Origin of the sequence: Hymenobacter amundsenii (genome assembly GCF_002204745.1) — a bacterium.
In the GTDB taxonomy this organism is placed as follows: domain Bacteria; phylum Bacteroidota; class Bacteroidia; order Cytophagales; family Hymenobacteraceae; genus Hymenobacter; species Hymenobacter amundsenii.
Genome location: NZ_NIRR01000038.1, coordinates 1 through 26,390, shown reverse-complemented (window position 1 = coordinate 26,390; position 26,390 = coordinate 1). Strand labels below are relative to the sequence as shown.

Below are 26,390 nucleotides of genomic sequence, written 5' to 3'. Positions count from 1 at the left end.
CGGGAGTGAAAGGGTGGTGTCGCGGCAGCTGCCACGCGCTTTTCTGGGACAAACATCCTCCACTCCGAGCCGCCCCGCAAGGTGAAATGAGTAAGTGGTAGCCGCCAGCGAGAATCCGGTACGGGTGGGCGAGCGGCAAGAGCAATGTGAGCTAAAAAAGAACGTCATGCTCATCTGGCGTCCGCTTGTCGACGCATCTCTACCGGGGGAGTGATCCAATCGATGGAGTTACTTCCTCGGTAGAGATGCGTCGGCTGCGCTCAGCATGACGTTCTGAAGAGCCTATTAGCTATTCCGTTCACGCCCCGAACCGCTTCATCAGCTCGTCCTTTTTGCGGCGGGACACTTCGATAATGGAGTCGTCGCTGAGCTGCACGTAGCCGCCGCTGCCCTTGATGTAGCGCTTCACATGGGCCGCATTGATGAGGTGGGACTGGTGAATGCGGATGAAGCCGTAGTCGCTGAACAGCTCCTCGTATTCCTTCAGCGTGCGGCTGACCAGGATTTTCTCCTTGCCTTCGAGCACGAACAGCGTGTAGTTGTCGTCGGCCTGGCAGCGCACCACGCGGGCCACGTCCACGACCTCGAAGCCCTGCATGGTGGGCAGCACCACCTTGCCCGCCGGGCCGTTGCGCTCGCGCAGGTTGTCCTGAAACGTGTGCAGCTGGGCGGCCACGGGGGCTTGCTGGCGCTGGGCTTTCGCCACGGCCTCGCGCAGCTCGGCCACGCCCACGGGCTTGAGCAGGTAGTCGAGGGCACAAAACTTGATGGCCCGCAACGCATACCGGTCGTGGGCGGTGGTGAAGATGATGTCGAATGAGGCCGTGCCCAGCATGTCGAGCAAATCGAAGCCCGAGCCCAGCGGCATTTCCACGTCCAGAAACAGCAGGTCGGGCGTTTGCTCGCGCAGCAGCTGCAGGCCTGCTTCCGCCGAAGCCGCTTCGCCGATGATGGTCACGTCGGGGCAGTAGTGCTGCAGCAGGTTCCGCAGCGCCTCGCGGGTGTTGGTTTCGTCGTCGATGAGGATGGTGCGGGTCACGGGCAGACGCGTGGGAAAGATGGACAATCAGGAGTGCAGGCGCGGGATGCGGACCACCACGCGGGTGCCCTGGGGCAGGGAATCCGAACTGCCCAGGTCTGTGATAACGACGGTGATGGGGCGGTGTGCCTGCCGGTTCAGCAGCGCAATCCGTTCCTCCATAATGGCCGAGCCCCGGGACGGGTAGCCCGCGTGGTTGCCCGGCTGCCCGGCCGCGCGCTGGCGGCCCACCCCGTTGTCCTGCACCACGGCCACCAGGTAATCGGCTTCCCGGGTCAGGCGCACCTCGATGTGGCCCCGGCCGGCTTGGTGGGCCAGGCCGTGCCACACGGCATTCTCCACGAAGGGGTGCAGGAGCATGGCGGGAATCTCCTCGTCCAGCAGGGCATCGTCGGCCGCTACTTGGTAGGTGAACTGCCCCTCAAAGCGCAGGGCCTCCAGCTCCAGGTAGCTGCGCAGCATGCTCAGCTCGGCCCGCACCGGGAGCAGCGGCTGGCGCGACTGCTCCAGAATCAGCCGCATCAGCCCGCCGAACCGGGTGAGGTAGTGCTGCGCGGCCTCGGCCTGCTGCCGCAGGATGTAGTTCTGAATGGACTGCAGGGAGTTGAAGATGAAGTGCGGGTTCATCTGGGCCAGCAGGGCCCGCTGCTCGGTTTGGGCCAGGCGCAGCCGCACCTGCTGTCCTTGGCGCCACTGCCAGCCACCCCACAGGGCGCCACCCGTCAACAGGAGCCCGCCCGCCGTCCAGCCCAGCCACTGCCAGCTAACCGGCTGCTCTTTCGGCAGGCGCCGGATGCCCTGACTTGTGACGAACACCCAGCTGTGGGCATCCTCGCCGACAAACGCGACGGCGGTGCCGCGCAGGGCCGTTACCGGCTCCAGGCGACCACCGGCGTAGCGCAACGCGCCGGCACTGGTCGCAATCCAGAAGTCACTCCCGGGTGACTGGTAAAGCGCCGTAATGTGCTTGCTGGGCAGTCCCTGCGCGTAGCTGATTTCCCGAAATTCAGCCCCTTCGTACACCAGCAGCCCTTCGCGCGTGCCCACCCATACCTGGCCGCTGGCATCCTGGGCGAGTGCCGTAACGGTGTCGTTGCTCAAGCCGTTGCGGGTGGTGAACTGGGTTTTCCTGGTACCCTCACGGAGCCAGAGGCCCCGCTGGGCGGCTTCCCATATCCTTCCCTGCTGGTCAACTAGAACTGCCCCCCCGGCAGGCCATTCGCGCTCGTTCCGCCCGGTGACACCAAGAGGGAGCAACACCAGAAAAACCAACCACGCCAGCAAGCGCAGTACTATCACGTATATGCCCATCGGCTAAAAGTAGGGTAATTAGGCACAACCTGTTCTGCCTGAAAGCACTATCGGCGCGGCAACAGAAGAAGTGGGATACTCCTCGTACTTATATAGAAGGCGTCGAATGTTTGGATACCAGCGCACTAGGGTTTACGCGATGCTAAAAGCAGGCAATAAAGCAGAAAAGCTAGGCAGCAGCTGTTTGCTAAGCCTGCGGTTGTTGCGGGTAATGACGGAGACTCTCGCCAGGAACTGAACCCACGACCATCGGGACCATATGCAAACTGCCGCACAGGTTTCACTGCTGCGTCTGCACCACTTGCGCGCTCGATTGAGGAAGGAAGACAGTGTAGGGTTGCAAGCTAAAGTCGTAGGGGCCCGTCATCCTGTGGTAACACTGGAACGCTCGTAATTCTGAACACAGCGTGTTTACCTTCGGACCATTTAGGTGAACGAGCAGCCGGCCCGACCTCGGCGGCGTCAAAGCACCGTGGCAAACGGGCTGAATAAGATAAATAGCTCAAGCACGCCGCAGTAGACTTGTTCGCGTGGGAATCTTGCCAGCCTTGCGCGCCCCTTCCGGCGATGCCTGACCGGGCAGGGTCGTACGGGCTTTGGGAACGTGATGGGTACCCGCATGCGGCCAAGGAATGCTTCCCGGCCAAGGGTACTGGCGCGTAATACTCGATGGAGCCAGCTACCTATTATAACTCTTATAAGAGGATTAGTAGCGTATCTTGCATGTAAATCAGGCATCTACAATCATCAAAGTGCTGATTTATTTTGTATTTAAAACAGACGTGCCAGTCTTTTGAGGATCAGCGCGCTGTTTGCTTAACGGCGCCGTTTGCCAAGCAGCGCCGTTAATTACCTGAAGCCTTGCCGGTCACCACGGCCCCCCATGAAAGAAAGCGAAAAGCGGTACCGGCGCCTGATTGAAGCCAGTCAGGATTTGCTGGTTACAGTGAGCCTGCAGGGCCACATCATCGACACCAACGAGGCCGCGGTGAAAATCACGGGCGTCGCCCGCGAGACCCTGATGGGCTCGGACTTCTTTCAGTACTTCACGGAGCCGGAGCAGGTGCGCAAAGTATACCAGGAAGTGGTGGCCAGCGGAGCCGTGAGCAACGTGCCGTTCACGCTGTGCCACACCAACGGCGCGCTCACGGAGGTGCTGTTCGACGGCTCGGTGTACAAAGGCGATGCCGGCGAGCTGCTGGGCGCGGTCATTGTGGCCCGCGAAATCGCCGAAAAGAAGTGGGCCACGGAGCTGGGAATTGCCAACAAGGAACTCGCCTTTCAGCACCACGAAAAAGAAAAGCGGGCCGACGAACTCAGCATTGCCAACGAAGAGTTGGCCTTTCAGAACGACGAGAAAGAGAAACGAGCGCAGGAGCTCAGCGTGGCCAACGAAGAGTTAGCCTTTCAGAACGATGAGAAAGAAAAACGCGCCCAGGAGCTGAGCATTGCCAACACCGAACTCGCCTTCCAGAACAATGAGAAGGAGAAACGCGCCCAGGAATTGAGCATCGCCAACACCGAGCTAGCTTTTCAGAACGATGAAAAGGAGAAGAGGGCCGCCGAGCTCGGCATTGCGAACAAGGAATTAGCTTTTCAAAACGACGAGAAAGAAAAACGCGCGCAAGAGCTGAGCATCGCCAACGAAGAGCTAGCATTTCAGAACAATGAGAAGGAAAAACGGGCCGAAGAGTTAAGCATTGCCAACACCGAACTGGCGTTCCAGAACGACGAGAAGGAAAAGCGCGCGGCCGAGCTCAGCATTGCCAACATTGAGCTGGCGTTCCAGAACGACGAGAAGGAAAAGCGGGCCGCCGAGTTGGTGCTGGCCAACAAGGAACTAGCTTTTCAAAACGACGAAAAGGCAAAGCGGGCGGCCGAGTTGCGCATTGCCAACTACGCCCGTGGCCTGATTGAAGCCAGCCGCGACCCGTTGGTGACCATCAGCCCGGAAGGTAAAATCACAGACATGAACCAGGCCACGGTCAACATCACGGGCCTGGACCGCGCGCAGCTGAGTGGGTCTGATTTCTTCGTGTACTTCACCGACCCGCAGATGGCGCGCGAAGTGTACCAGGAGGTGTTTGCCAAGGGCACCGTGGCCGATTCGCCGCTCACCCTCCGGCATAAAGACGGCAAGCTGACCGACGTACTGTTCAATGGCTCGGTGTACAAGAACGACGAGGGCGAAGTGTTAGGCGTGGTGGTGGTGGCGCGCGACGTAACCGACCAGAAACGCATCGCCACCGAGCTCACCGAAGCCAAAATTGCGGCCGAGCTGGCCACCGTGCTGGCCGAGGAGGCCCAGGCCAAGGCCGAAGATGCGGTGAAGGCCAAGCAGCAGTTTTTGAGCAACATGAGCCACGAAATTCGCACGCCCATGAACGCCATCATCGGCTTCACGAAAGTGGTGCTAAAAACCGAGCTCAGCGACAAGCAGAAAGAATACCTGACGGCCATCAAGCTCAGCGGCGATACGCTCATTGTGCTCATCAACGACATCCTGGACCTGGCCAAGGTGGACGCGGGCAAGATGACCTTCGAGCAGATTCCCTTCAAGCTTGCGGCCTCGGTGACGGCCATGGTGCACCTGTTTGAAACCAAAATCCAGGAAAAAAACCTGGCCCTGGAGATGGACTACGACACCCGGATTCCGGAGGTGCTCATGGGCGACCCCGTGCGCCTACACCAGATTATTCTGAACCTGGTGAGCAACGCCGTCAAGTTTACGAGCGAAGGAACCATCACGGTGGGCGTGCGCCTGCTGGTGCAGGACAAGGAGAAAGTCATCCTGGAGTTTGCCGTGACGGACACCGGCATCGGCATTGAGGAGGCCAAGCTGGACACCGTGTTCGACAATTTTCAGCAGGCTACCAGCGGCACCAGCCGCCTGTACGGCGGCACGGGCCTGGGCCTGGCCATTGTGAAAAACCTGGTGGAGCCGCAAGGTGGCACGGTCAACGTGCGCAGCAAGGAGGGCAAGGGCTCCACGTTCAGCTTCATTCTGAGCTTCCCCAAAACCACCGAAAAAGCTGCCGCCGACCTCGGCCTGCACATCGACCTGGAAGCGGGATTTAAGAACGTGAAGGTGCTGGTGGTGGAAGACATTGCCCTGAACCAACTGCTGATGAAGACGCTGCTCGAGGACTTTGGCTTCGCGATGGAGGTGGCCGGCAACGGCAAAATAGCCGTCGAGATGCTGCGCACTACCCCGTTCGACATTGTGCTGATGGACCTGCAGATGCCCGTGATGAACGGCTTCGAGGCCACGGAGTACATCCGCAACGAGCTGCACCTAAAGGTGCCCATCATTGCCCTGACGGCCGATGTGACGACCGTGGACGTGGCCAAATGCAAAGCCGCGGGCATGAACGACTATATCTCCAAACCCATCGACGACAAGCTGCTCTACAGCAAAATCATCAAGTTTCTGAAGCAAGCCAGTAGTCATGCGCCCGCCGCAGAGGACTTGGAGGGCGAGCTGCAAGCCCCCCCTTTTACGTGCGTGAACTTCGATTACCTGAAACGCATCACCAAGAGCGAGATGCGCATGGCCGAAATGATTCGCTTGTACCTACAGGAGATTCCGCAGTTGGTGCAGACCATGAAGAAGTCCATTGCCGAACGGAACTGGATTGGGTTGAAGATGGCGACGCATTCCATCATTCCCACGTTTGCCACCATGGGCATCGACCCGCAATACGAAGACATTGCCAAAGCCATCCAGGCGTTGGCTGTGATTCTCATTCTCAAAGACACCGGGGATTGGGAAAGCGACGAAAGTCAGGCCCGCATCCACACGCTGTTTGGCAAAATAGAAACCGTGTGCGCACTGGCTGCCCGCGAGCTAGAGGAAAAGCTGGGGTTGCTCACGAAAACGGGCCCGTCTGCGAAGACGGTCTTGCACCCCTAAGCGGGCTGACAAGCCAATTAGCTACTTTGGGAGAACGCTCGCGCTTTCCACCGTTTTGCTAAACTTGGACCGGACCGTTAGTTGAATTGCTTGGCGTACTCCAGCACGAGGGAAAGCGTTTGCGGGCCACCTTGCAGCTGGACATCGGTCACAAAAGCCGCTAAATCCGGGTTGGCCGCCACGGCCGCTACGAACGGCGGGTACTGCTCCCGCAGCATGATGCGGGCCGTCACGAAGAGCGAGGTTTTCAACCCAAATAGGCCGTACACGTCCGCTTCGTGCGGCAGTTTCTCGTTGTATTTCGCGATGGCTTCGCGTAAGAGGGCGAGCCGTTGCGGGGCCGTTAATTGCGCCAGGTATTCCTCCTGGGCGATAATCATCTCCACATAGGAGAAGGTGAAGGAATAGGCACCGAGCTCCACATCCTGCGTTTTCCCTGCTAAACAAGCGGGTCGCATGCGCTGGTAGCGTTCCAGCAGCAGGGCGGCGGCCTGGGGGCGTTGCTGCAATTCACCGAAGCCATTGAAGCTGCTTAGGACAGACCGGGCTCCGCGTTGCAGGGAGTTGCTAGCCAGCATATTACCCAATAAAGGATAGTTCAGGCAGGTAGTTACCAAGCCGGCGGTGGAGAGCCGTGGCAGCGTGGCCGCGGGTACTTGGCAGGCCGCTACCATCTCCGCCCCGGTTTGAAAGGTAGCCCAGGCGGGTGTGCCCGGAACGACGGGAAAAACGTAGGTGTCGGCCGGCACGGGCGCGACATAAGGCGCGCAGCCTTCCGGGTCATTCTTCTCACAGGCGGTCAGGGTTAGGAATGCCAGCAGGAAGCGCACGGCCACGAAGAGATAGTGCTTGGTCATGTTGGTAAGGATAGGCATAAAAAAAAGAACCCTCCTATTTCTGAACGCGCCCTGTGCCTGATCAGGACCGTTAAGCGGCCTCTAAAATGAAGTCGGCGGGAATACCCAGGCGCTGGTAGAGGCGCTTGGCCAGGTCCAGGTTGATGCGGCGGCCCTGCAGTACGTCGCTCAGGCGCGAGGCCGGGATGCCCAGCAGCGCGGCCAGGTTCTTCTTGTTGAGCTTGCGCCGGTACATCTCCAGCTCCAGCCGGCCCACCAGCGTCCGGGGCTCGGGCAATTCGTAGCCCTGCCCCTTTTCGTAGGCACTGATGGCGTCGCGCAGTGCCCGCATGGGCGCCAGGTCCGCGGGTTCGTGGTCCATCCAGGCCGTGAACTGGTCCAGGGCCTGTTGGTAGTCGGCTTGGGTGCGAATGTCCATGAGTAAGAAGCGTATAAAATGGGAGAGAAGCAACGGGTGCTCAACGCGGGTGCTCAAACGGTGTCGGCGTCGATGTTGTCGTATTGCTGGTGCGTGCCCACAAAGCGGACGAACACGGTGCGGGTGGCGAAGTGCAGCCGGGCCACCAGGCGGTAGCGGTTGCCCCGGATGTTGAACACGTAGCGCCCGTCGCGGGTGTAGTCGGCCGTGTTGTAGTCGCGGATCACATCCGCGTGCCGGGCCCAGTCGCTTTCCTGTACGAAGGCGTACCAGGCACTCAGCGCTTCTTTCGCATCGGGGTGCTTTTCCCAAAACTCCCGCAGCGGCTTCTGGGAAATGACGACCATACCCAAAGGTACGATGCACATTTCTGGAATTGATAATTTTCTACTGAAATATGTAATTACAGTTTCTGGAAATAAGTTCCCCACTTAGAACGTCTCCTTTTGCTCCAGCAGCATAATCAAGTGAAGATAATCACGGTTACGACAGCCCCGTGATGACGCCGTCGTCGTCGATGTCCATGCCCTCGGAGGCGGGCACGGCCGGCAGCCCGGGCATGCGCAACAGGGAGCCGAGAAGGGGGATGACAAAGCCGGCCCCGGTGGCCAGCTCAAATTCGCGCACCGTCACGCGGAAACCCACTGGCCGGCCGATGAGCTTTTCGTTGTCGGAAAACGACTTCTGCGTTTTGGCCATGCAGATGGGCAGGTGGGCAAACCCCAGCCGGTTGATGCGGCGAATATCGGCTTCGGCTTTGGGCGAGTAATCCACCCCGGCAGCTCCGTAAATCTCCCGGGCAATGGTCTCGATTTTGGCCTTGATGGGCTGGTCCCAGGCGTACAAGGGCCGGAAGCGGTTGGCGCCGCTCGCGATGCTGGCCAGCACGGCCTCGGCCAGCCGGGTGGCGCCGGCGCCGCCCTCGGCCCAGCTGGTGCTCACTACGGCCTGCACCCCCATATTCTGGCACAGGCGCTGCACCAGGGCCACTTCCTCGGCTGTGTCGCTTACGAAGTGGTTGATGGCCACCACGGGCTGAAATCCAAACTTTTGGGCGTTTTCCAGGTGCTTTTCGAGGTTGGCAAACCCCTGCTCGCACCGGGCCAGGTCGGGGGTGTTGATTTCGACGGGCGGGCCCGCCGTGGTGGCGCAGGGCCCGGATGGTGGCCACCATCACCAGGGCCGCCGGCGCCAGTGCTGCGTAGCCGCACTTGATGTTTAGGAATTTTTCGGCCCCCAGGTCGGCGCCGAAGCCGGCTTCCGTCACCACGTAGTCGCCCAGCGAGAGGCCCATGCGAGTGGCCAGCACCGTATTAGTGCCCTGAGCAATATTGGCAAAGGGCCCGCCATGTACCAGGGCCGGGTTGCCTTCCAGGGTTTGCACCAGATTGGGCTGCAGGGCGTCGCGCAGCAGGATGGCCATGGCTGCCTCCGCCTTCAGCTGGCGGGCGTACACGGGCTCGTTCGTGTAGGTGAACCCGACGAGGATGTTGCCGAGCTTGGCCTTCAAATCGGCCAGGCTGGTGGCCAGGCACAGGATGGCCATCACCTCCGAGGCGGCCGTGATGTTGAAGCCGTCGCTGCGCATCACTCCATTGGCTTTGCCGCCGAGGCCGATGATGATGTCGCGCAGGCTGCGGTCGTTCAAGTCGATGACCCGCTTCCAGAGCACGGCGCGCGGGTCGAGGTTGAGCGGGTGGCCCGGCGTGTGGAGGGCGTTGTCGATGAGGGATGCCAGCAGGTTGTTAGCCTTTTCCACCGCGCTGAAATCACCCGTGAAGTGCAGGTTGATGTCGACCAAGGGCCCCACCTGCGCATGTCCCCCGCCCGTGGCTCCGCCCTTGGCCCCGAACACCGGCCCCACGGAGGGCTCGCGCAGCACGGCAATAGCCCTTTTGCCCAGCTTGTTCAGCCCGTCGCTCAGGCCGATGGACATCGTCGTTTTGCCTTCGCCCGCCGGGGTGGGCGTCATGGCCGTGACCAGGATGAGTTGGGCCCGCGCCATCTTTTCCGCGTCAATCAGCGCCAGCGGCAGCTTGGCTTTGTGCTTGCCGTACAGCTCCAGGTCGTCCTCGGCAATGCCCAGCCGGGCGGCTACGCTTTTGATGGGCGCGAGGGCCACGGATTGGGCAATCGAAAGGTCAGTCATGTACAAAAAAGCAGCGGTTCGAGACTAGTAACAGGGAAGCCCTCGTTATTCTTTCGGACCGTTTAACTGAACAATAGCCAGAAGCAACTTTTCGCTTGATAATCCGCTTTTTTGTAGGTACCGGCCATGCGGCCGACTCACTGGACAAGCGTAACTTGGTCCCGATGGAAGAACGTACGCTTTCGCTGCTAGCGGAACAGATTGGGCAGCTGCACGCGCAAACGCAGCGGGCGGCTGCCCAACAGGTAAACTATTGGTTGACGGTGCGCAACTGGCTTATCGGCTGGCACATCACCGAGTACGAACAGGGCGGCAGCGACCGGGCCGAGTATGGTGAGCGGCTGCTGTCGGAGCTGGCGCGGCAGCTGCACGGCGTCAAAGGGCTCGCAGAACGGCGACTTTACCAGTGCCGCGAGTTTTACCGGGCCTACCCCCTGATTTTGCAGACCGTGTCTGCGGAATTGCAACAAGCGGGTTTATTGGATGTATCCAAGCCTTTCCCAACGGCCGTGTCGGCCCTGGCCAGCGGCCCGCATGCCCTGCCGGGCCTGGCACCGGAGTTGCTGCTGAACCGGCTGAGCTTCTCACACTTTCTGGAGTTGCTGGCCCTGGACCGGCCGGTGCAGCGGGCGTTTTATGAGGTACATGCGGTGAAAAACAGCTGGTCGGTGCGGGAGCTAAAGCGCGCCATTGAGTCGGCGCTGTACGAGCGCACGGGGCTCTCGACCGATAAAGCGGCGGTGTTGGCCGGCCACGCCGGCACGCAGCCGCTGTCGGTGACCGATGTGGTGAAAAACCCTTACGTGTTGGAATTTTTAGGGCTGGAGGAACGGGCCAGCTACAGCGAGAGCGACCTGGAGGCGGCGATTATTGCGCACCTGCAGACGTTTCTGGTGGAGCTGGGGCGGGGCTTTTGTTTTGAGGCCCGGCAAAAGCGCATCACCTTCGACAACGTGCACTACTTCATTGACTTGGTCTTTTATCACCGCATTCTGAAGTGCCACGTGCTGGTAGACCTGAAGATTGGGGCGTTCAGCCATGCCGACGCGGGGCAGATGAACGTGTACCTGAACTACTATCGGGAACAGGAGATGACCGAAGGCGACAATCCGCCGGTGGGGCTCATTCTGTGCGCCCAGAAAAATGACACCCTTGTGCGCTATGCGACCACGGGCATGGCCGAGCAACTGTTTGTGAGCAAATACCAGATGAACCTGCCATCGGAAGAAGAGTTGCAGCAGTTGGTACGAGAGGAGCAAGAACGCTTAGGCAACAGCTGACGGTAGCCGGTCAGAAGTCCAACCGGGTGCCATTACGCTTCCAGTCCATCAGATCCGTCGCTTCTGAGGTTCGGACCGTTTAATTAAACCAAATCACCAGCTCGGCTGCGGCGAAGGTTGGCCGTCCCCGGACCACGCCGGTGGTGTTGCGCGGACTGCCCGCCGCGCCCGTGTAGGCAATGGCCGAGGTGTAGGCGATGGGAGCGGTGGGCGTGAAGTTGTAGGTATAGCGCAGGTTCAGGTCGACCCCGTGGTACAGGCGCAGGCCTGCGCCCGCTTCTAGACCAGCGACCCATGCCCGCTCCGGCTCCTGGTAATCAAAGGTTACGGATAGGTCGTTGGCCTGTAGGTTGTACATGGAAAACGCTGTGCCTTCGTACTGCAGTTGCTGCACTTCCAGGCCGGTCGCCAAGCCCCCGAACACGCGCAGCTCCTTGGTGCCCCGCGCCGCCAGCACTTGCGTGAGGCCGGTGGAGAATCGATAGTGCTGCCGCGCGGCCCGCCACATATACGTGACTTGAAAGGCCGTCGGCACGACCGCAAACAGGTCATAGCGGGTCGCGGTGGACAGGAATCGCAGCCCCGCGTCCACCGCTGTTTTCGGGCCCAGCGCGTGCTCGGCGTGGGCCCCTACCTGGTACCCCCACTGCCCCTCGGCACGCACGTAGTCGTATTGCGGTTTGGTCGAGAAGCCCTGCGGGTAGACGAAGCTGCGCACCAGCCCAGCGGACACGCCGTATTTGATCTGCTGGGCCGTGGCGGAAGGCACGTGCCACCCCAAAAGAACGGCCAGGCCCAAGGGGAAAAAGGGGGTCTTCAGCACTGGGGCAGGTAGCCGGTAGGTGACGGCCTGGGAAAGTTACAGGAATAGATGGCTTGCCAACCGAATGAAACGTTCCGAAACGCTGGTTGCGATTGTGCGCCCCAGCCTCTCAGCGAATGGGGCGTTGGTCAACGAAAAAGGGAGAGTGGTCACTTAGAAGATGGCGAAAGAGGGAAGGGCGGCTTGCTTCGGGTGTTCAATCCATCAAACGACTCACCAGAGTCCACTCAATCACGAGCGCCCCCTCTCATGAAAATCCTGTTGTTACTCGTTCTGTCCGCCCTGTTCTCCTTCCCTGCCCGTAGTCAGGGCGCCGCCGAATACGCCAAGCGGATGGAGGAAACGGGCGCCGCCATGCAGGCCCAGAAATTTTGCGACGCCACTGCCCTTTTTGAGCGGGCGTTCGCGCCGGACTCCGCCCAGGCGTCGCCGTTTGAATTGTTTGCGGCGGCCCTGTCGGCCGCGCAGTGCCCCGCCCAGCAGCCGTTGGCCTGGCGCTGGCTGGGCCAGCTCAGCCGCCGCCGGCCGCTGCCCATGCAGGCCGGCGACCTCGACAACATCGCGGCCGACCCGGGCCTGGCTTCCCTGCGGGCCAACGAGCCTGCCTGGGCGCGCTGGCTCGCGGCCATGCGCGGCGCCATCGCCGAGCAGGCCGTGGCCGAAAAGACGCGCCGCGCCCGTTGGCTGAGCGAAACGCAGGCCCGGGCCCTGGTGTTGCCGTCGAGCGCGACCGCAGGCGGGGCCGCGTGGCCCCGGCGCCGGCTGGCTTCGCGCTCTATTTCAGTCACGTGCCCGGCGACACGGTGCGGGTGCCCTACCTGGTGCGGGTGCCCGCCGGCTACGACCCCGCCCGCCCGGCGCCGGTGGTGGTATTTCTGCACGGCGGGGTGATCAGCACGCCGCAGTTCCAGCACACCAACCCCGACGCGGTCACGCCGGAGCCTATTTTTGCCGCCGCGCCGGCCAATGCGCTGGTGGTGTATCCGTTCGGTCGGACGAGCTTTGGCTGGGTGGAGCAGCCGGCCGCTTTTGCCCAGGTGCTGCGCATCGTCACGGCCGTGCGCGCCCGCTACCGCACCGACCCGGCTCGTACCACGCTCGTGGGCATGAGCAACGGCGGCTCGGCGGTCCTCTGGTTTGCCGCGCAGCCGGCCGCGCCCTTCAGCCGCTACGTGGCCCTGGCACCTGCCCCTAAACTGCTACTGGCCCAGTCAAGCTATGGCCCGCTCGGCAAAACCAAGCCCGTGTTGATGCTAAGTGCCCAGGACGACGACATCTATGCTTACGCCGCCGTGCGCGCCGCCTACGACGCCAACCGCGCCGGCCGGCCTAATTGGATTCTTCAGACCGTGCCCAAAGACAAAGGAGGCCACAGCTTTTTGTACGGCCCAGAGGGGCTCGCGCTGCTGCAGCAGGCGCTGCGGAGTGCCGCCGCAAAACCGGGCAAGCGGTGATTGTCCCACGGTGAGCGCGGCGCGGCCCCTAACGGCTGCGCCATATCTTGTCTGACTTCTGGCCCCATTGGCAAGAGGTCGATGAGTTGAGTTTAAAAAACCGTCGGTGATTTCCCCTACGCGAGCGACATTGCCGGCGTAATCGCGGCGAAGTCCAGCGGCCGGCGTACCCACCCGAATTTTGAGTAGTTCTTTCCTAAAATCCTCACGTGCCTGAGCCAGTAATACCCCACCGCTCCCTCAACGAATCCATGATGGCTGGCCGGCCGCGCCTCTTTCCGGAATGGCCTGTTCACCTGTTGGTCTGGGCGTTGCTGCTCGTCAAAAACGTGGTGGCCACGCTGGACGCGCCATCCCACCCGGTTCCCAAAACGGCGGTGCTCACGTACTGGCTGCTGGGACTGGGGTACCTGCTCATCACTGCGACGGCATTCTACGCGTCGGCCTGGCTGGTCGCCCGGCCGTTGCTGACGCGAGCGTGGGGCTGGCGGCCCCTGAGTTGGATGGCGGGTGGGCTGCTGCTGGCCCTGCTACTCATCACCGGCGTACGGTACGGGCTCGAATTTCACGTGTTTAAACCCCTGCTCGGCTTCGACAACTACGGCCAGAACACCGCCTTCACGGCGCAGTGGTACGTGGAGAACAGCGTCCGGTATTACTTCGACTACGTGCTCTACGGGGTGCTGTACGCCTTTGTCCGGCATCATTTACTGGCGGAACAGCGGCGGCGCGAAACCCAGCAAGCCAATACCAGCGCCGAGCTGACCTTTCTGCGCTCGCAGCTGAACCCGCACTTTCTCTTCAACACCATTAACGACGTTTACGCGCTGGTGTACCAGAAGTCGGATGCCGCGCCGGGGGCCTTGCTCAAGCTCTCCGAATTGTTGCGCTACATGCTGCACGAAGCCCGCCACGACCGGGTGCCGCTGAGCCGGGAGTTGGACTACCTGGACGGGTTGATGGAGCTGCAACGCCTCGGCGCCAAGGGCAACCTGCACCTTGACTACCAGGTGCGGGGCACGCTCAACGGGCAAACCATCGCCCCGCTGCTGCTGGTCTCGTTCGTGGAAAACGCGTTCAAGCACGGGGTGCTGAGCGACGCCGCACGGCCCGTTACGCTCCACCTCGACCTGACGGCGACAGCCCTGGATTTTTGCCTGCACAACGCCAAGCAGGCCCAGCAGAAAGACCAGCTGGGGGGCATCGGGCTGCCCAACGTGCGGCGGCGGCTGGCGCTGCTCTACCCCGCCCGGCACACGCTGACCGTGACCGAATCGCCCGCTGATTTCCAAGTAACCCTCCACCTCGACTTATGACCGACCCGATTCCGTGCCTGCTGGTGGACGACAAACCGTTGGCCCTCGACCTGCTGACCGACTACGTGGCCCAGGTGCCGGCGCTGCAGCTGGCGGGCCGCAGCGAAAATCCGGTGGAGGCCCTGAACTGGGTCGGGGAACGGCGCGTCGAGCTGATTTTTCTCGACATTCAGATGCCGCAGCTCACCGGCTTGCAGTTTCTGCAGGCCCTGGACCGACGGGCGCAGGTAGTGCTGACGACCGCCTACGCCGATTACGCGCTCCACGGGTTCGAGCACGACGTGGTGGACTACCTGCTCAAGCCCATTTCCTTCGAGCGGTTCTACCAAGCCGTGCAAAAGGCGCACCGGCGGCTGCGCCCGGCGGCGGCCGAAGCGCCCCGTCCCTACCTGTTTGTCAAAACCGAACACCGGATGCAGCGGGTCGATTTGGCAGAGGTGCGCTACCTGGAAGGCTTGCAGAACTACGTCGTGATTCACACGGCGACGGAGAAGATTATTGCCCGGCAAACGCTCAACAGCCTGGAGGCGAGCCTGCCGGCATCAACGTTTGTGCGCGTGCACAAGTCGTACATCGTGTCGCTGGCCCACATCCACACCGTGGAGCGCAGCCGCATCCTCATCCAGGTCGCCGGCAGTGATGCCCGAGTAATTCCCGTCGGGGATGCCTATCGAAGTGCCTTCTACGGCAGACTGTAGCTAGGTTTAAGTACTTGGGGTGTACGCTCTCGTGATTTCCAGTGGCGGGACTGGTGTTGATTGCCACTTGCTCACGGTGCCCCAAAAAATGGAAGCGTGAGGCTCATATAACTGAATAGCCACGTTTACCTTCCGACCGTTTTGCTGAACTGAAGTACGCTCAGAAAGACTTCTACAACGTAACCCCCTATCACCCGGGCCAGTATTTTTTCTCTAGCCGACGAACCTGTTCAATGGCCGCCTCGGAAAGTACGTGGGGCTTAGCCGCATCTCGGCGGGCGGCTTGGTTGTAGAGGTAAATAAACGCGAACGGATTCTGTATTTGCCGGAGCAAGGAACGGCGTAGCCCGTTGCGCACAATAATATCGGCCATATAATACCCCGGACAGTGCCCGCTGGTCTGTCGGATTAAGGTGCGGTAGTACTTTTCGGGTTGGGCATCGGTGCCGTTGCTGCGGGCCATGGCCGCGAGGCGTTGATCGAGCACCTGGACGATGCTGTCGGCTTGGTCGAGCAGGAACTCCGAGCGCTGAAACTCCATGGGCAAGTCGGATTCGTGACGCAGGGCCACGGGTTTATCGATTAGGTCAGCGCTGCCTTCGTTGAGCACGCCGTTGAGCACGTACAGGAGGCCTTTGTCGGGGTCGGCCACGTTGTGGAATGCCACGGGCTGGCGCAGCTGGTGGTGCAGTTCGTGCCCAATGAGCGAACCTGACAAGAGCCGGTCCTGGTTGTAAGCGGCCCACAAGGTCAATATCAAGAGGTGGTTGCCGGCGATGGCGTCGTTCTCAATGCCCAGCAGGTAGATGGTGGCCGCCGGGTCCCGTTGGTGCAAGCGCTTGGGCAGCCACGCCCAGGCCGCCCGGTACACGGTCTCCAGATACGCGGGCTGCTTGAGTTGGGCTTGGTACGCTTTGAGGGCTGGTTCGTGTGCCTTATATTGGTGCACTTTGTACGTGAGCCAGTTCTTGACGGGGTCCCGGAGCCGCTCCTGCAGCAGCTCGGCTTGCTGCGGCTGGTAGACGACCTCCACGGCCCGCCGCAGGTTGGCCAGGTACTTGGGCCCGAAGCCTTGGTTTTTGATGTAAGCGTCGTTGCCCTCGAGGGCGAGAAATTGCCGCCAGTCCGCTACCCGCAGGGAATCGCCTCGTTTGAGGGGCTCAATTAACGTCCAGTAGGCTTGTAGCGGCCCGTCCTCAATGCGTTGGGCCGAAGCGGGCCAGCTACTGCCCAGCAGCAATAAGCAGGAAAAGGCAAATTGGATTACGGGCTTCATACAGGAATCAGCGGAATGGTAGAGAATAGTTAGGAACGAGCCGCAAGAATGAACGAGCCTTGCCTGCAAGCGCTTGGCAAGCCCCATCTGGCCCCAAAAAGTGTTGCGAACAAGGTAGTCACAGAGTACATGAAACGAGCCGAACACAGCCGTTTTGTCAAAAGAGATAGATGGTAAAAATACCCTCCTTTTTTCAACCAGAGAGCGTTTAGCTTCGGACCGTTTCACTAAACAAAAGGTGGCTCAGATAACCGTTGTAAGTCGGCGATTCCCAACCGGCTCCATGTTTGGGTGCAAATTGCGTCCCCCTCCTCTCTCTTAGAATGCAGATGGGGATTCGTGGCCGTCTGGCTGAAGCTGAATTAGACTTGCGTTGATGACTCTCTTTGCTAAAAATCGCGTTTCTCGGCCATTATTCGGCTCAAACACCCCTTTACGCTGGCCGCTATTCGGGGCACCAGCGCTCGTGGGAACACTGCTTGTTGGTCTGTTGGTAACCCTGTCGGCCTGCACGGTCTCCTCACCAGGCTCTGCGGCAACTCAACGGCTACCCACCACCACCCAGTCCCCGGCCTTCGACCCGGCGGTGGCCAAGCAAAAGCTCGCCCTAGCGCCGACCCAGATCATGATTTTTGGCCTTGACCACCTCGACACCGCTCCCGCTTCGTTTCAGGTCGCCTGGCTCGAACCCGTGCTTTGCCGCCTGCGCGGCTATAAGCCGGACCTTATTCTGACGGAGGCCCTCTCCGGAGAGCAGGTCATGGGCCTCGAAGCGTATGCGGCCTATCATGGTGACGCGGGCAAGTATGCCGGCCCGACCTTGCAGATGGCCCAGGCCGCTCAGGCTGACCTGCACCTGACGGCGGCGCAGGCGCTCGTTCAGGCCAACGAACTAAGCCAAAAAGGCGACTTGTCCCCCGCCCAGCGGCGCCGCCTAGCGGGCTTATTCGTCGCGGCGGCTGAACCGTTGTCGGCCGCCGTGCAGTGGCTGCGCTTGCCAGTGGACGAGCGCATCGGGGCCGATGGCATTTCTCCGGCGTTAGCCAAACAGGTCACTCGCTGGGCCAGCCTGCGCAACGAAATGTCCTCCATGGCCGCCCGGCTGGCCGCCGACCTGGGCTTGGAGCGGGTGTACGGAGCCGGAGACCATCTCAGCGACGTGACCCAACCGGACTTCCCAGCCTTCAAGGCCGCCGTCACGGCGGAACCCGGCCAAGTGGCATTATTTAATCACAACACGCCGGCTTTCCAGGCTGTGCCGGAAGAAGCGCGGCAGATGGCCACCGCCGCCGACGTGCTGCCCATCCTGAAGTGGAAAAACTCGCCCCGCTTTGGGGAGTTGGATGCCGATGCGCAATGGCTCTCGATGCTCAGAAGCGAGAAAATGGGACGGGTAGGGCGGCAACGGGTCGCGGCCTGGGAGGCGCAGAACCTGCGCATGGCCGTCGCCATCCGGGAAGCGACCGCTTCCCGGCCAGGGGAACGGGCCCTGTTGATTGTCGGCGCCGGGCACAAACCCTTTCTCGAAGCCTACCTGCGCACATTCACGGATGTGGAACTCGTATCGGTTCCAGCCCTGCTCGAAGCCAAGCCGGCGGGCTGTCCCGACTAGGAGCAACCTTGAGTAACATGATGCTTGGAAAATTACCGTTACGGTGAACCGATTCTCCCAGTAGCAGCAACTATTGGCGTGCGGTGAGCGGCCGTCTAGCACCTGGACCGTACCTTGTTTGCCTTCGTACTATTCCCTTTTAATGAGAACCACCTTATCAATTCTTTTTGGTTTGGCTGCCCTACCAGCACTTGGTCAAGAAGCAGCCCCTTCCCTTGCGGCGTACCCTGTGCGCAAGTTCTCTGTTGGGGTGTTGGGCACTTACAACGCCCTGGGTATTCAGGCAGATTACCGCTTTACTCAGCGCTGGGGCGTGAAGCTGGCCGGGGTTCATCAATTTGGCTATGAACGAGCAGCCGAGTACAGCCGCGCCGGTATCGGGCTCTTAACCTACTCCTTACCCACCAACTTCAAATTGGTAGAACCGGTGGTGGGCGTTGGCGCCGTGTACACGAATTATCATTGGGCACTAGCCGGAGGCAGCGGTGAGGTAAACGACTTGAACTTTGGGGCGGGCTTCGGCACCAACCTCCGGTTCACTGACCGTTTTCGCACTGGGCTCAACATTTTTGTAGTCAACGGATTTCGAGCTGGATACCAGGCAGGCGACATGAAAGTAATCGACCGCCAGGTCAGGGTTTTTCCTGCTCTCACACTGGATTTTATTCTTTAGCTGCCCCCCGAAACAGTAGGTTTTTCAGGCATTGCCCCGCCGTACTATTTGGGCCTTGGGAAAAGAAGAGAATAGATAGCACAGCGGGAAAAGACCAAGTAAGCAGGCTTTAACCCTCGTTTTGCTTTTCGGACCGTTCGTTTGGCTGAACGCACACCGCATGGCTCGTCAACGCGTGCAAAAACCACTCTAAGTGGGGCAGACCGGGAGCCCCGGGGGTGCTTAAAGAGACACGAAGTAGAGGAACTCGCCGACGCATTTGCCCGCACTAAAAATGAAGTAGCCGGCCGCTACTGCCAGTACTCCTTTGACTGGTGTGCTGGTGCCGTGCAGCAAGTGTATTAGGAGGTTCATGGGAAGAAGAAAGGAAAGGATTTACGCCACGCCACCTAGCTGGCTAAGCGGCTCCGGGGCCAACCAAACGGATTGACGGGCTAAAAATAGCCACGGTCAATCTTTTTTTCAACAACGGCGCGCGTTTGCCCTCGAACCGTTTTCCTGAACGGGAATGTGAAGACCCTTATCGTTGCACCGCGCTGCTTCATTTCTTCCTAACAGTGGCGCTTTCTCCCGTATGCCCAATTCCTCACCCATCCCGCTCGACGTAGTTGCCCTGTTGGAGGTGTTCCGCATGGGCCTCGTGACCGGCCTGTGGGACCAGCAGGCCGTGATGGCCTGGGCGGACGCTCGTGTGCTGGCCGAGCAGGAACCGCCCGAGTTCGTGCTCGACCTGGCCCTGTCCGGGCATCGCACCCGCAACGACGTGGTGGCGGCCCTGGAGGGATACATTAGGAGTCCGCGCCCCGCCGAATCGGGACGGGTCGTCTTGGGACTGCTGCACCAACAGTACACGGCCGGGCACCTGCCGCTGCAGCGGGTGGTCCGCACCATGGACTGGCTGCAATGGCACGGGACTTTTACCGAACCAGAACGCTCCTTTCTGGCGGGAGTGGACGACGAATACGAGCTGGCCATGGCCGGTGTGCGCGGCCCGACCGCGGCCGCCGTGGAAGCCCTGGACCAATACGTGCGGTGGCTTTTGTCCTTCTACGAACCGTTGGGGCTGGACAACCCGGCCGCGTGGGCCCAGCTCGTTCCCGAAATTGCGAGCCAGGTGCAGGCCGCTCGTCCAGCGCACAGCTCGCGCAATCCTCAAAACGGTTCTTAAAACCGCTCCTTTTTCTGAATGGGCCCCGTTTACAATCGGACCGTTTACTTAAACTGATTAACTATCGAATCCGCTAGGGCCGGGGAAATCTCCGACTGGTACCGGGCTACCACTTTCCGCACCGAATCACGTGTGTCGTGAGCCGTAAAACCAAGTTGAACCACCGTCAAGGAACGCGAGCCATTGATGACGCACATCGGCCCTTTGTGGGAGAGGTCATCGACGAAGTATAACCCGTACTTCTGCTGGTTGACTACGCCAGGCGACACGCAGTACCGGCGCAGAAGACGGGGCGTGCGAAGAGCGGGAACCGTTGTTCGGGCATACATCCCAGTCAAGAGGGTTTGTCTTTTTGCCCGGCTGATATCCCATGCGTGCAGGGCGAGGCAATCGGTCGCGGAGAGAGGGGGCCTCCCGGGCCGGCAGCCAAAGGGCAATAGGGCTGCCAGGGCAAGCGCAGTACGCATTCGCAGCATTGAGACTTGTAGAATATAGGGAGTTCAAACTTAGCCTTCTTCAATTTAACACAGCGCGATCACGGCACCACCGTTTGGCTGAACCAGTGGCATAAGCAGGGCCAGTATAATATTGTGCTTTTTAACCGCCGCCTTATGCTTGCACTTCCATGAATCTCTTAATTAGAAGCGTCGCGGGCCTGCTGTCCCTCGTGTTTACGGTGGGCATTGTCCTGATAGTCCGAAATTTCTATCTCGGGCATCAAGAGTTGGTGGGGCCCTACGCACTGCCCACGCCGGCTGGCGCAATGTGGCTGGCGCACCAAGTTGGACTGGCACTCGTGTGTTTAGTGGCCATGGCCGGCACGTTCGCCAAACGCTGGTGGGGGGGGCATGCGCTGGCCATCGCGTTAATTGTTTCGATGCTCAATGTGCTCCACCGTCTCTTGTGGGTGGACACCACTCTTTTGGTTGGCCGAACCCCAGAAGCAGGGTACACCGCTGGGCTTTTGGCTGTCTATGTCGTCATCGCTTACTGGCTCGTCCACAAGAATGCCGCTGCGTATTACGGCTTTTCGCTGACCGCTCGACGGCTCGGGGGATGGACCGCCGCGAGTGTCGGCCTCTTCTTATTTGATCACTACGCCTAAACAAAACAACTCCGTCTTTAAAAAACGCTCGTTTTTTAAAGACGGAGAGCGTTTACCTTCGGACCATTGAAGTGAACTAGTATTATGGATCGCCAACAGTCTACTGAAGAGATTCTCAAGGTCCCAACGTTTACAGCCTACTACCAAGCGGCGGTAGACTTTTGTACCTTCATCGAGCAACAGAAGCCCGGTCTGCCACAGGATTTTTTGCTGGCAACTCGTCGGTATTTGGTCCGCTTGTATGATGCCGCATCTGCGTTGCCATGGGTTGACCTGCAATCGAATCAGGACTATGACAACACCTTGTCCGCCACTACTTTTCAGGCTATCCTTTCCAGTATCGCTGAGCGGTTGGGAGAAGCCCGCTACTACTGGCATGTGTTTGACCCCATCGACGACGTGGAGCACACGTCGGTTTGCGGCGACCTACTGGATGATTTAGGTGATATATACAAAGACGTCCGCTATGCTCTCTTGGTCTTCCACCTAGGCCAACCAGACTGTCAGGAAAATGCGTTGTGGCAATTCAAGTTTGATTTTGACGCGCACTGGGACCATCACTGTGTGAACGCCTTGTCAGCTATTCACTTTTACTTGAAAAGGCTTCATCAATAAGCCTCCTTAGACTGAATTGCCACGTTTAGCTTGGGACTGTTTTAGTAAACTGCGGAGTACCGAGGCTGGGCGCGTTCCAAACCTGTATTACTTATTCCTTCCAGTTGTATGACTGCGCAAGCAATCCTTTCCATCGGTCCAGAGGCCCACATTGACCTGTTGGGTTTCGACCCGTTTAGCGACTCTCTTCTTTGCTTTTCGCATACGCAGGACACCCCGGCCAACACTGCTCAGGGCGCGTTGGCGCCCCTAGATGTTTTTTGGAATAACTTGGAAGTGGCGTGCGTCGCGGCTTGTTGCGGGGTTCAAGCCTTTGGGTGGTGGCCGGACGACATCTGCCGCGCGGCCCAGGGGTTGAATCAGCAGTCCTTGGTGGAGGCACTCCGGCAGACGAAACAGACGGTCTTAAGCGCCAACAAGGACGTTGTCAGTTACGATCGGTTTAATCAGCTGTTTGCGCGGGCTTCATTCCTGCGTTTGCTCGACCATCTGCTATCCGTGTTGGCTACTGATAGCCGAGAGCAAGTAACGTTTTCTAACGACTCTTAGCTCTTTCCTAAACGCTCCTTTTCTCAAAAGGTGCGTTTACCTTCGGACCGTTTTCGCATACACCATGCTACCTTAACCAAGTCTTTCCCACGCTCCTTTGCTCTGTTCTGCCCCATGAAAACACATTACCTGCCCTTGGCTATGGCCCTGCTGCTTTTCAGCGCGCTGGGGGCCTGCAAAAAAGAGCCCAGCGAGTGCGTGCAGCTCAGCCGCGCCCCGCAAGCATTTCTCGATTACTGGTACTTTCCTGAGGGGAGCACGTGGGTGTATCGCCTAAAAGGCAGCACCCCGGCCGTCTACGATACCTTGCGCGTGTCTTTTGCCCGCGAGCAGCACAGCACCGCGTACAGCGACGGGGACAACCGGGTTCCCTGCGTGCAATCCTATCAGGTGAGTATGCCCCACTCCAACCGCACCTTCTTTCCGGGGAGCACGGGCCCGGCACCGAATTCTTGGCTTCCGACGCCTTATCGGATAGCGAGGGCTATCATGTTCTGAATCAAGGGTCGAGCGTGGGCACGCTCTATTCACCACCTGAAGCGTTTGGCTACCCGATTCGCTTAGGGCAGAAGGTGCACCAGCGCCTCGCCTTTGTCGACACGGCGGCCGTTGTTACCCCGGCGGGCACCTTCCGGCAGTCGGTCCACCTTATTCCAGACTACGGCAGCAAGGTCGATTCCACGAAAGGCAACTGGATTCGGCATGTCTACTACAGCCGTTATGTGGGCGTGAGCAAGGTCGTGTACACCAACAACCAGACTTGGGAGCTGGTCAGCTTCACCATTAAGCGCTAACAGGTGCATCGTACGTGCACTTTCAACGCTCCTTTACCTGAACGACCAGCAGCAGCTCGGCACCAGATGCTAGGTGCCTACTGCATGGTCGGGAGAGTTTAAGAAACCCGTCTACGATTCAAAGTTTACGAAACTCGAAAACGAGATGAGTTTCGTAAACTCAAACCCAGGTGCTTTCCTGGGCCTAGGCGAACAGGATTTTGGGAGCCGCATGACCGCAAAGGCTGTGGAAGGCTGTGGAAGGCTGTGGAAGGCTGTGGAAGGCTTAAAGTAATTTTATCCCCCCGCTGCTATAAGAAGGCCTCTATCAACCGCGTCATGGTGCGCGCTATGACTGGGCGTAAACCCAACCGGCCCGCTGTAAGCAGCGGGCGGTTGGGTTTACGAAGGGGGCGTCAATACTGAAACATTTCCTGTAGCCGCTCACATACGGCTTGTGCCGTGCTTTTGGACAGCATACCCAGCCGACGGACCAGGCGGGTTTTGTCCACCGACCGGATATGATCAAGTGCTACCTGTCCCTCTTTGCCCTGGAAGGAGCAATCCACCCGGGAAGGGTAATCGCGCCGGGTGCTGGTCAGGGCCGCAATGGTGACCGTGCGCAGGTAGCGGTTCATCTCATCGGGGGAGAGCACCACGCAGGGGCGGGTCTTGTTAATTTCGCTGCCCTGGGTTGGGTCGAGGTTGACGAGCCACACCTCGAAGCGCTGCACGGCTACCACTGCCATTCGGTTTCCTCAAACGTTTCATCCGAAAATCCCTCCAGCAGCTCCCCCTCTGGGTCCTGGCCCTGGGCAATAGCCTGCTGAAAGCGCTCGCCCCAGCCTTGGCGACGGGGCTTGCTGACAGGCGTGATCAGCAGCCCCTCGGGCGTAGGCTGCAGGTCAACCTCGCCGGAAAGCTGATATTGCTGCAGTAACTTCTTGGGCAGCACAATCCCCTGGGAATTGCCGACCCGAATCAGGCGCGTGTTCATAGAAGCAAATGTACGTACAATGTAAGTACATTTACTTGTCGTACTTAGTTTCATTCGCTGGAAAACAGCCTTTTTAGGTACGATAATGGGCCCTTATCGTACCCTATATCTCAATAAACAGTGAGGCTATCAAGCAGTGTTTCATCAGCACCATAACGCCCCTTATACACGTAATATTTAAGGGGCCAGGATGGATAACACCCGGATAAATCCGCATTGATATAGTCGAGTAAGACCCCATCCTGACCCAAATGTAAAGCGCTTTTATTTGCACCATGTTGCTGCCGAATAAAGTAGGTGTCTTGTAAGCCCGTCGCATCTGAGCTCCGTTGCAGCCTGACGATGAGCGTTTTGCTACCTACAGAGTTTATTTCATTTGCGCTAATACACCCCTCGTCACACACCCAATACTTCTCTAGATATGCTTCTTCTATGCGGAGCGAATACAGCGAATCATGGCGCAGGGACTGAGGCTTGACTTGTACATATCGGTCGAACACGCCCATGGCTTTTGACTGCTTGGAGCTAGTCGTATAGGCTCTCATACCTTCTATTGGATTCAGCGAGGCTAAGAACTGGTACCCCACTCCGGCTAAACCTGCTAAGAGTACGACGAGCACCACCAACCATTTTTTTCTACTTGAAGTCATCGTAAAACAGATGCAACACCCTACTAGATTAATTATATTTTTACAAGAATAACAATCTCTTTGCAAACCCCATCAATTCTTGTCAAAGTCGCTTATCATAATGCGAGTTATACGCGTCACCTTGGAAAAGTGGTGGTTTTTGCCCCCACGGCCCCTGTCGGCTGAACGTGGTACTTTGCTGAGGCATAACCTCCGCCAAAGGACACCCGACTATGACTAGGAAGACAACACTTATATGTTTAGTAGTCCTGTTAGCAGCATGCTCTACCAACCGCAAGCCAGTCGATGACGACCGTCAGCATGTGAAGCTGCTCTGGCGAAACCCCAGCCTCGATTGGGTAACTTCTTCGCTCCTTTTAAAGGATAGTCTGCTCTATTTTGGGAGCTTCAATAACGCATTCTGCGCCGCTAATCTAGCCGATGGCAAACTCAAGCTAGCCTTTAAAACGGGGGATGACCCCTACTATCCACCCGTTATTTCCGGGAATAAAATCTACTTCTCCAGCTTTGACTTAAACGTGTACTGCCTAGATTCCTCAGGCAATCTGGTTTGGAAGCGGAAGACGGCTGGCCGCGTTAAGAATGCCCTAGTTGAACGAGATAGCATCCTTTACATCCCAGTTCGTGCTGATGGCTTATGGGCAGTAAAGGCGCGTACTGGCGAAACCGTTTGGCACTTGCCGCAACCCGCCGTAAGCTTATCAACTAACCAGCCCTTGTTACGAGCAAACAAGCTTTACGTAGGCATGTGGGGACTGTCAGACAGCTTGTTGGCAGTAGATAGCAGGACAGGCAAGATAGATTGGGCCACTAGTTATCCGGACTATGCTAGTTCGGACCCCGTCGCTTCGCCCGAGGGGCTGGTGGTATGCAACGATAGGTATTACAAGGGTGGACGGGTTAAATTACTCGACTACACGAACGGCAAAGAAATCTGGAGTGCTGCCTTGAAGTGCGAGGCGCTGTACCAACCGCTCGTGCAAGACCATCAGGTTATCGTCGCTACCTATGATGAGCAAGTAGTTTGCCTGAGCACTGGCACGGGAAGAATTTTGTGGGCTACCAAATTACAACCTGAGGAAGAGGTAGCTACGCAATTTTGTCGCTTCCAGCAGGGCATCTATTTCGGTACCACGGCTCGCAATCTGTACTGCCTAGATAGCCAGACGGGCAAGCTCCTTTTCAAGGAGTCTTTTAATTATGGTATATCGGACCCGCTCGTGGCAAACAATAAGCTCTACATTCCTACCGGAGGCAACGAGCTATGGAGTTTGAAGGAATAGCTTCTATTGACAAGCCTTCACATACCTATTCCACCGCTGCGGCTGTGCTGCTGCCCGGCCTGGTGGATGCGCTGCTGGGCCACCTGGCGCTGCGCTTCCTGCTCCTGCTGCGGGTTGAGCTCCTTTACCAGTCCGTAAAAGCGCTTCACTTCCTGGTGCTGGGCCTAACTACCCTTCACCTCGCGCTGCACCCAAATACCTGCTGAAGAGTTTACGAAACTCATCCCCTTGGCGCGTTTCGTAAACTTTGATTCGTAGACGAGTTTCTTAAACTCGTCAGGTCCTGAAACAGCCCTTTGGCACTTGGTGCTAGGTAGCTATCAGGAGTTCAGTTGAAAGAGCATTTGCCTTGAGGCACCTTCGGTACTCGTGGCGGCTCATTTCTTTTACGGGGCGTATTGCGCCATGACGGTGTACGCGAACTGGTCCGA

General features: G+C 59.0%; 27 protein-coding genes and 1 pseudogene. 15 read left to right on the top strand and 13 right to left on the bottom strand.

The genetic code is table 11. The features are described 5' to 3' along the window. Positions 1–298: 298 nt before the first annotated feature. Positions 299–1,066 carry a LytR/AlgR family response regulator transcription factor gene (locus CDA63_RS16930; RefSeq protein WP_242434719.1) on the bottom strand — a complete coding sequence of 256 codons (768 nt, stop codon included), beginning with the start codon at positions 1,064–1,066 and terminating at the stop codon, positions 299–301. Continuing rightward, positions 1,067–2,140 (bottom strand): sensor histidine kinase, encoded by a 1,074-nt coding sequence (locus tag CDA63_RS16925; RefSeq protein WP_165768358.1) that lies wholly within the window; start codon positions 2,138–2,140, stop codon positions 1,067–1,069. Positions 2,141–3,233: 1,093 nt separating this feature from the next. Here CDA63_RS16925 and CDA63_RS16920 point away from each other — a divergent pair. Then, positions 3,234–6,263: a PAS domain S-box protein gene (locus CDA63_RS16920; RefSeq protein ID WP_088465647.1), complete on the top strand. Its 3,030-nt coding sequence runs from the start codon at positions 3,234–3,236 to the stop codon at positions 6,261–6,263. Positions 6,264–6,340: 77 nt separating this feature from the next. Here CDA63_RS16920 and CDA63_RS16915 read toward each other — a convergent pair whose 3' ends face one another. The 4 genes and pseudogenes from CDA63_RS16915 to CDA63_RS16900 form a co-directional block, all read right to left on the bottom strand. Further along, positions 6,341–7,138: a hypothetical protein gene (locus CDA63_RS16915; RefSeq protein WP_126546915.1), complete on the bottom strand. Its 798-nt coding sequence runs from the start codon at positions 7,136–7,138 to the stop codon at positions 6,341–6,343. Positions 7,139–7,190: 52 nt separating this feature from the next. Beyond that, entirely contained in the window at positions 7,191–7,538 is a 348-nt protein-coding gene (locus tag CDA63_RS16910) for a helix-turn-helix domain-containing protein (RefSeq protein WP_088465645.1), read from the bottom strand. 53 nt (positions 7,539–7,591) lie between these two features. Then, positions 7,592–7,885 (bottom strand): type II toxin-antitoxin system HigB family toxin, encoded by a 294-nt coding sequence (locus tag CDA63_RS16905; protein WP_088465644.1) that lies wholly within the window; start codon positions 7,883–7,885, stop codon positions 7,592–7,594. Positions 7,886–8,021: 136 nt separating this feature from the next. Beyond that, positions 8,022–9,687, bottom strand: a pseudogene (locus CDA63_RS16900) (formate--tetrahydrofolate ligase). Between the two features lie 164 nt (positions 9,688–9,851). On the opposite strand from CDA63_RS16900, the gene CDA63_RS16895 reads away from it, so the two are divergent. Beyond that, the gene (locus tag CDA63_RS16895) at positions 9,852–10,967 is read left to right on the top strand and encodes a PDDEXK nuclease domain-containing protein (protein WP_088465643.1); all 1,116 of its coding nucleotides are present in this window, start codon (positions 9,852–9,854) and stop codon (positions 10,965–10,967) included. Between the two features lie 79 nt (positions 10,968–11,046). Here CDA63_RS16895 and CDA63_RS16890 read toward each other — a convergent pair whose 3' ends face one another. Next, positions 11,047–11,790, bottom strand: a complete 744-nt coding sequence (locus CDA63_RS16890) for a porin family protein (protein WP_088465642.1) — start codon at positions 11,788–11,790, stop codon at positions 11,047–11,049. Positions 11,791–12,039: 249 nt separating this feature from the next. Between CDA63_RS16890 and CDA63_RS20950 the strand changes: the two genes are divergently transcribed. From CDA63_RS20950 to CDA63_RS16870, 4 genes are all read left to right on the top strand, one after another. Further along, positions 12,040–12,681, top strand: a complete 642-nt coding sequence (locus CDA63_RS20950) for a hypothetical protein (RefSeq protein ID WP_088465641.1) — start codon at positions 12,040–12,042, stop codon at positions 12,679–12,681. Continuing rightward, positions 12,579–13,244 (top strand): alpha/beta hydrolase-fold protein, encoded by a 666-nt coding sequence (locus CDA63_RS20585; RefSeq protein ID WP_165768357.1) that lies wholly within the window; start codon positions 12,579–12,581, stop codon positions 13,242–13,244. Before CDA63_RS20950 ends, CDA63_RS20585 begins: the two co-directional genes overlap by 103 nt. A 209-nt stretch (positions 13,245–13,453) precedes the next feature. Further along, positions 13,454–14,560 carry a sensor histidine kinase gene (locus tag CDA63_RS16875; RefSeq protein ID WP_126546913.1) on the top strand — a complete coding sequence of 369 codons (1,107 nt, stop codon included), beginning with the start codon at positions 13,454–13,456 and terminating at the stop codon, positions 14,558–14,560. Further along, entirely contained in the window at positions 14,557–15,258 is a 702-nt protein-coding gene (locus CDA63_RS16870; protein WP_088465638.1) for a LytR/AlgR family response regulator transcription factor, read from the top strand. The genes CDA63_RS16875 and CDA63_RS16870 overlap by 4 nt, the downstream gene beginning before the upstream one ends. A 190-nt stretch (positions 15,259–15,448) precedes the next feature. On the opposite strand, the gene CDA63_RS16865 is transcribed toward CDA63_RS16870, so the two are convergent. Continuing rightward, complete coding sequence (locus tag CDA63_RS16865; RefSeq protein ID WP_088465637.1) at positions 15,449–16,534, bottom strand: DUF5700 domain-containing putative Zn-dependent protease; 1,086 nt, start codon at positions 16,532–16,534, stop codon at positions 15,449–15,451. A 376-nt stretch (positions 16,535–16,910) separates the two neighbouring features. On the opposite strand from CDA63_RS16865, the gene CDA63_RS16860 reads away from it, so the two are divergent. After that, on the top strand, positions 16,911–18,146 hold the full coding sequence (locus tag CDA63_RS16860) for a DUF5694 domain-containing protein (protein ID WP_126546912.1): 1,236 nt from the start codon (positions 16,911–16,913) through the stop codon (positions 18,144–18,146). A 142-nt stretch (positions 18,147–18,288) separates the two neighbouring features. Further along, positions 18,289–18,819: a hypothetical protein gene (locus CDA63_RS16855; RefSeq protein WP_088465635.1), complete on the top strand. Its 531-nt coding sequence runs from the start codon at positions 18,289–18,291 to the stop codon at positions 18,817–18,819. A gap of 222 nt (positions 18,820–19,041) precedes the next feature. Here CDA63_RS16855 and CDA63_RS21650 read toward each other — a convergent pair whose 3' ends face one another. After that, entirely contained in the window at positions 19,042–19,173 is a 132-nt protein-coding gene (locus CDA63_RS21650; protein ID WP_262490673.1) for a hypothetical protein, read from the bottom strand. Between the two features lie 220 nt (positions 19,174–19,393). Between CDA63_RS21650 and CDA63_RS16850 the strand changes: the two genes are divergently transcribed. The 6 genes from CDA63_RS16850 (at position 19,394) to CDA63_RS16820 (ending at position 23,050) form a co-directional block, all read left to right on the top strand. Then, the gene (locus CDA63_RS16850; RefSeq protein ID WP_088465634.1) at positions 19,394–19,987 is read left to right on the top strand and encodes a hypothetical protein; all 594 of its coding nucleotides are present in this window, start codon (positions 19,394–19,396) and stop codon (positions 19,985–19,987) included. 625 nt (positions 19,988–20,612) lie between these two features. Beyond that, positions 20,613–21,092: a hypothetical protein gene (locus tag CDA63_RS16840; protein ID WP_088465632.1), complete on the top strand. Its 480-nt coding sequence runs from the start codon at positions 20,613–20,615 to the stop codon at positions 21,090–21,092. Between the two features lie 84 nt (positions 21,093–21,176). Beyond that, positions 21,177–21,707, top strand: coding sequence for a DUF5063 domain-containing protein (locus CDA63_RS16835; RefSeq protein WP_088465631.1), 531 nt, complete (start codon positions 21,177–21,179; stop codon positions 21,705–21,707). Positions 21,708–21,815: 108 nt separating this feature from the next. Beyond that, positions 21,816–22,256 carry a DUF6331 family protein gene (locus CDA63_RS16830; protein ID WP_088465630.1) on the top strand — a complete coding sequence of 147 codons (441 nt, stop codon included), beginning with the start codon at positions 21,816–21,818 and terminating at the stop codon, positions 22,254–22,256. A gap of 141 nt (positions 22,257–22,397) precedes the next feature. Next, positions 22,398–22,754: a hypothetical protein gene (locus CDA63_RS16825; protein WP_206780467.1), complete on the top strand. Its 357-nt coding sequence runs from the start codon at positions 22,398–22,400 to the stop codon at positions 22,752–22,754. Between the two features lie 74 nt (positions 22,755–22,828). Then, positions 22,829–23,050 carry a hypothetical protein gene (locus CDA63_RS16820; RefSeq protein ID WP_088465628.1) on the top strand — a complete coding sequence of 74 codons (222 nt, stop codon included), beginning with the start codon at positions 22,829–22,831 and terminating at the stop codon, positions 23,048–23,050. 395 nt (positions 23,051–23,445) lie between these two features. On the opposite strand, the gene CDA63_RS16815 is transcribed toward CDA63_RS16820, so the two are convergent. The 3 genes from CDA63_RS16815 to CDA63_RS16805 form a co-directional block, all read right to left on the bottom strand. Then, positions 23,446–23,778: a type II toxin-antitoxin system PemK/MazF family toxin gene (locus CDA63_RS16815; RefSeq protein ID WP_088465627.1), complete on the bottom strand. Its 333-nt coding sequence runs from the start codon at positions 23,776–23,778 to the stop codon at positions 23,446–23,448. Next, positions 23,766–24,026: an AbrB/MazE/SpoVT family DNA-binding domain-containing protein gene (locus CDA63_RS16810; RefSeq protein WP_088465626.1), complete on the bottom strand. Its 261-nt coding sequence runs from the start codon at positions 24,024–24,026 to the stop codon at positions 23,766–23,768. The genes CDA63_RS16815 and CDA63_RS16810 overlap by 13 nt, the downstream gene beginning before the upstream one ends. Positions 24,027–24,136: 110 nt before the next feature. Further along, positions 24,137–24,676: a hypothetical protein gene (locus CDA63_RS16805; RefSeq protein WP_126546911.1), complete on the bottom strand. Its 540-nt coding sequence runs from the start codon at positions 24,674–24,676 to the stop codon at positions 24,137–24,139. A gap of 302 nt (positions 24,677–24,978) precedes the next feature. Between CDA63_RS16805 and CDA63_RS16800 the strand changes: the two genes are divergently transcribed. Then, positions 24,979–25,959, top strand: a complete 981-nt coding sequence (locus CDA63_RS16800; RefSeq protein ID WP_165768356.1) for a PQQ-binding-like beta-propeller repeat protein — start codon at positions 24,979–24,981, stop codon at positions 25,957–25,959. A gap of 17 nt (positions 25,960–25,976) precedes the next feature. Here CDA63_RS16800 and CDA63_RS21645 read toward each other — a convergent pair whose 3' ends face one another. Continuing rightward, positions 25,977–26,108 (bottom strand): hypothetical protein, encoded by a 132-nt coding sequence (locus CDA63_RS21645; protein WP_262490672.1) that lies wholly within the window; start codon positions 26,106–26,108, stop codon positions 25,977–25,979. Between the last annotated feature and the right edge of the window lie 282 nt (positions 26,109–26,390).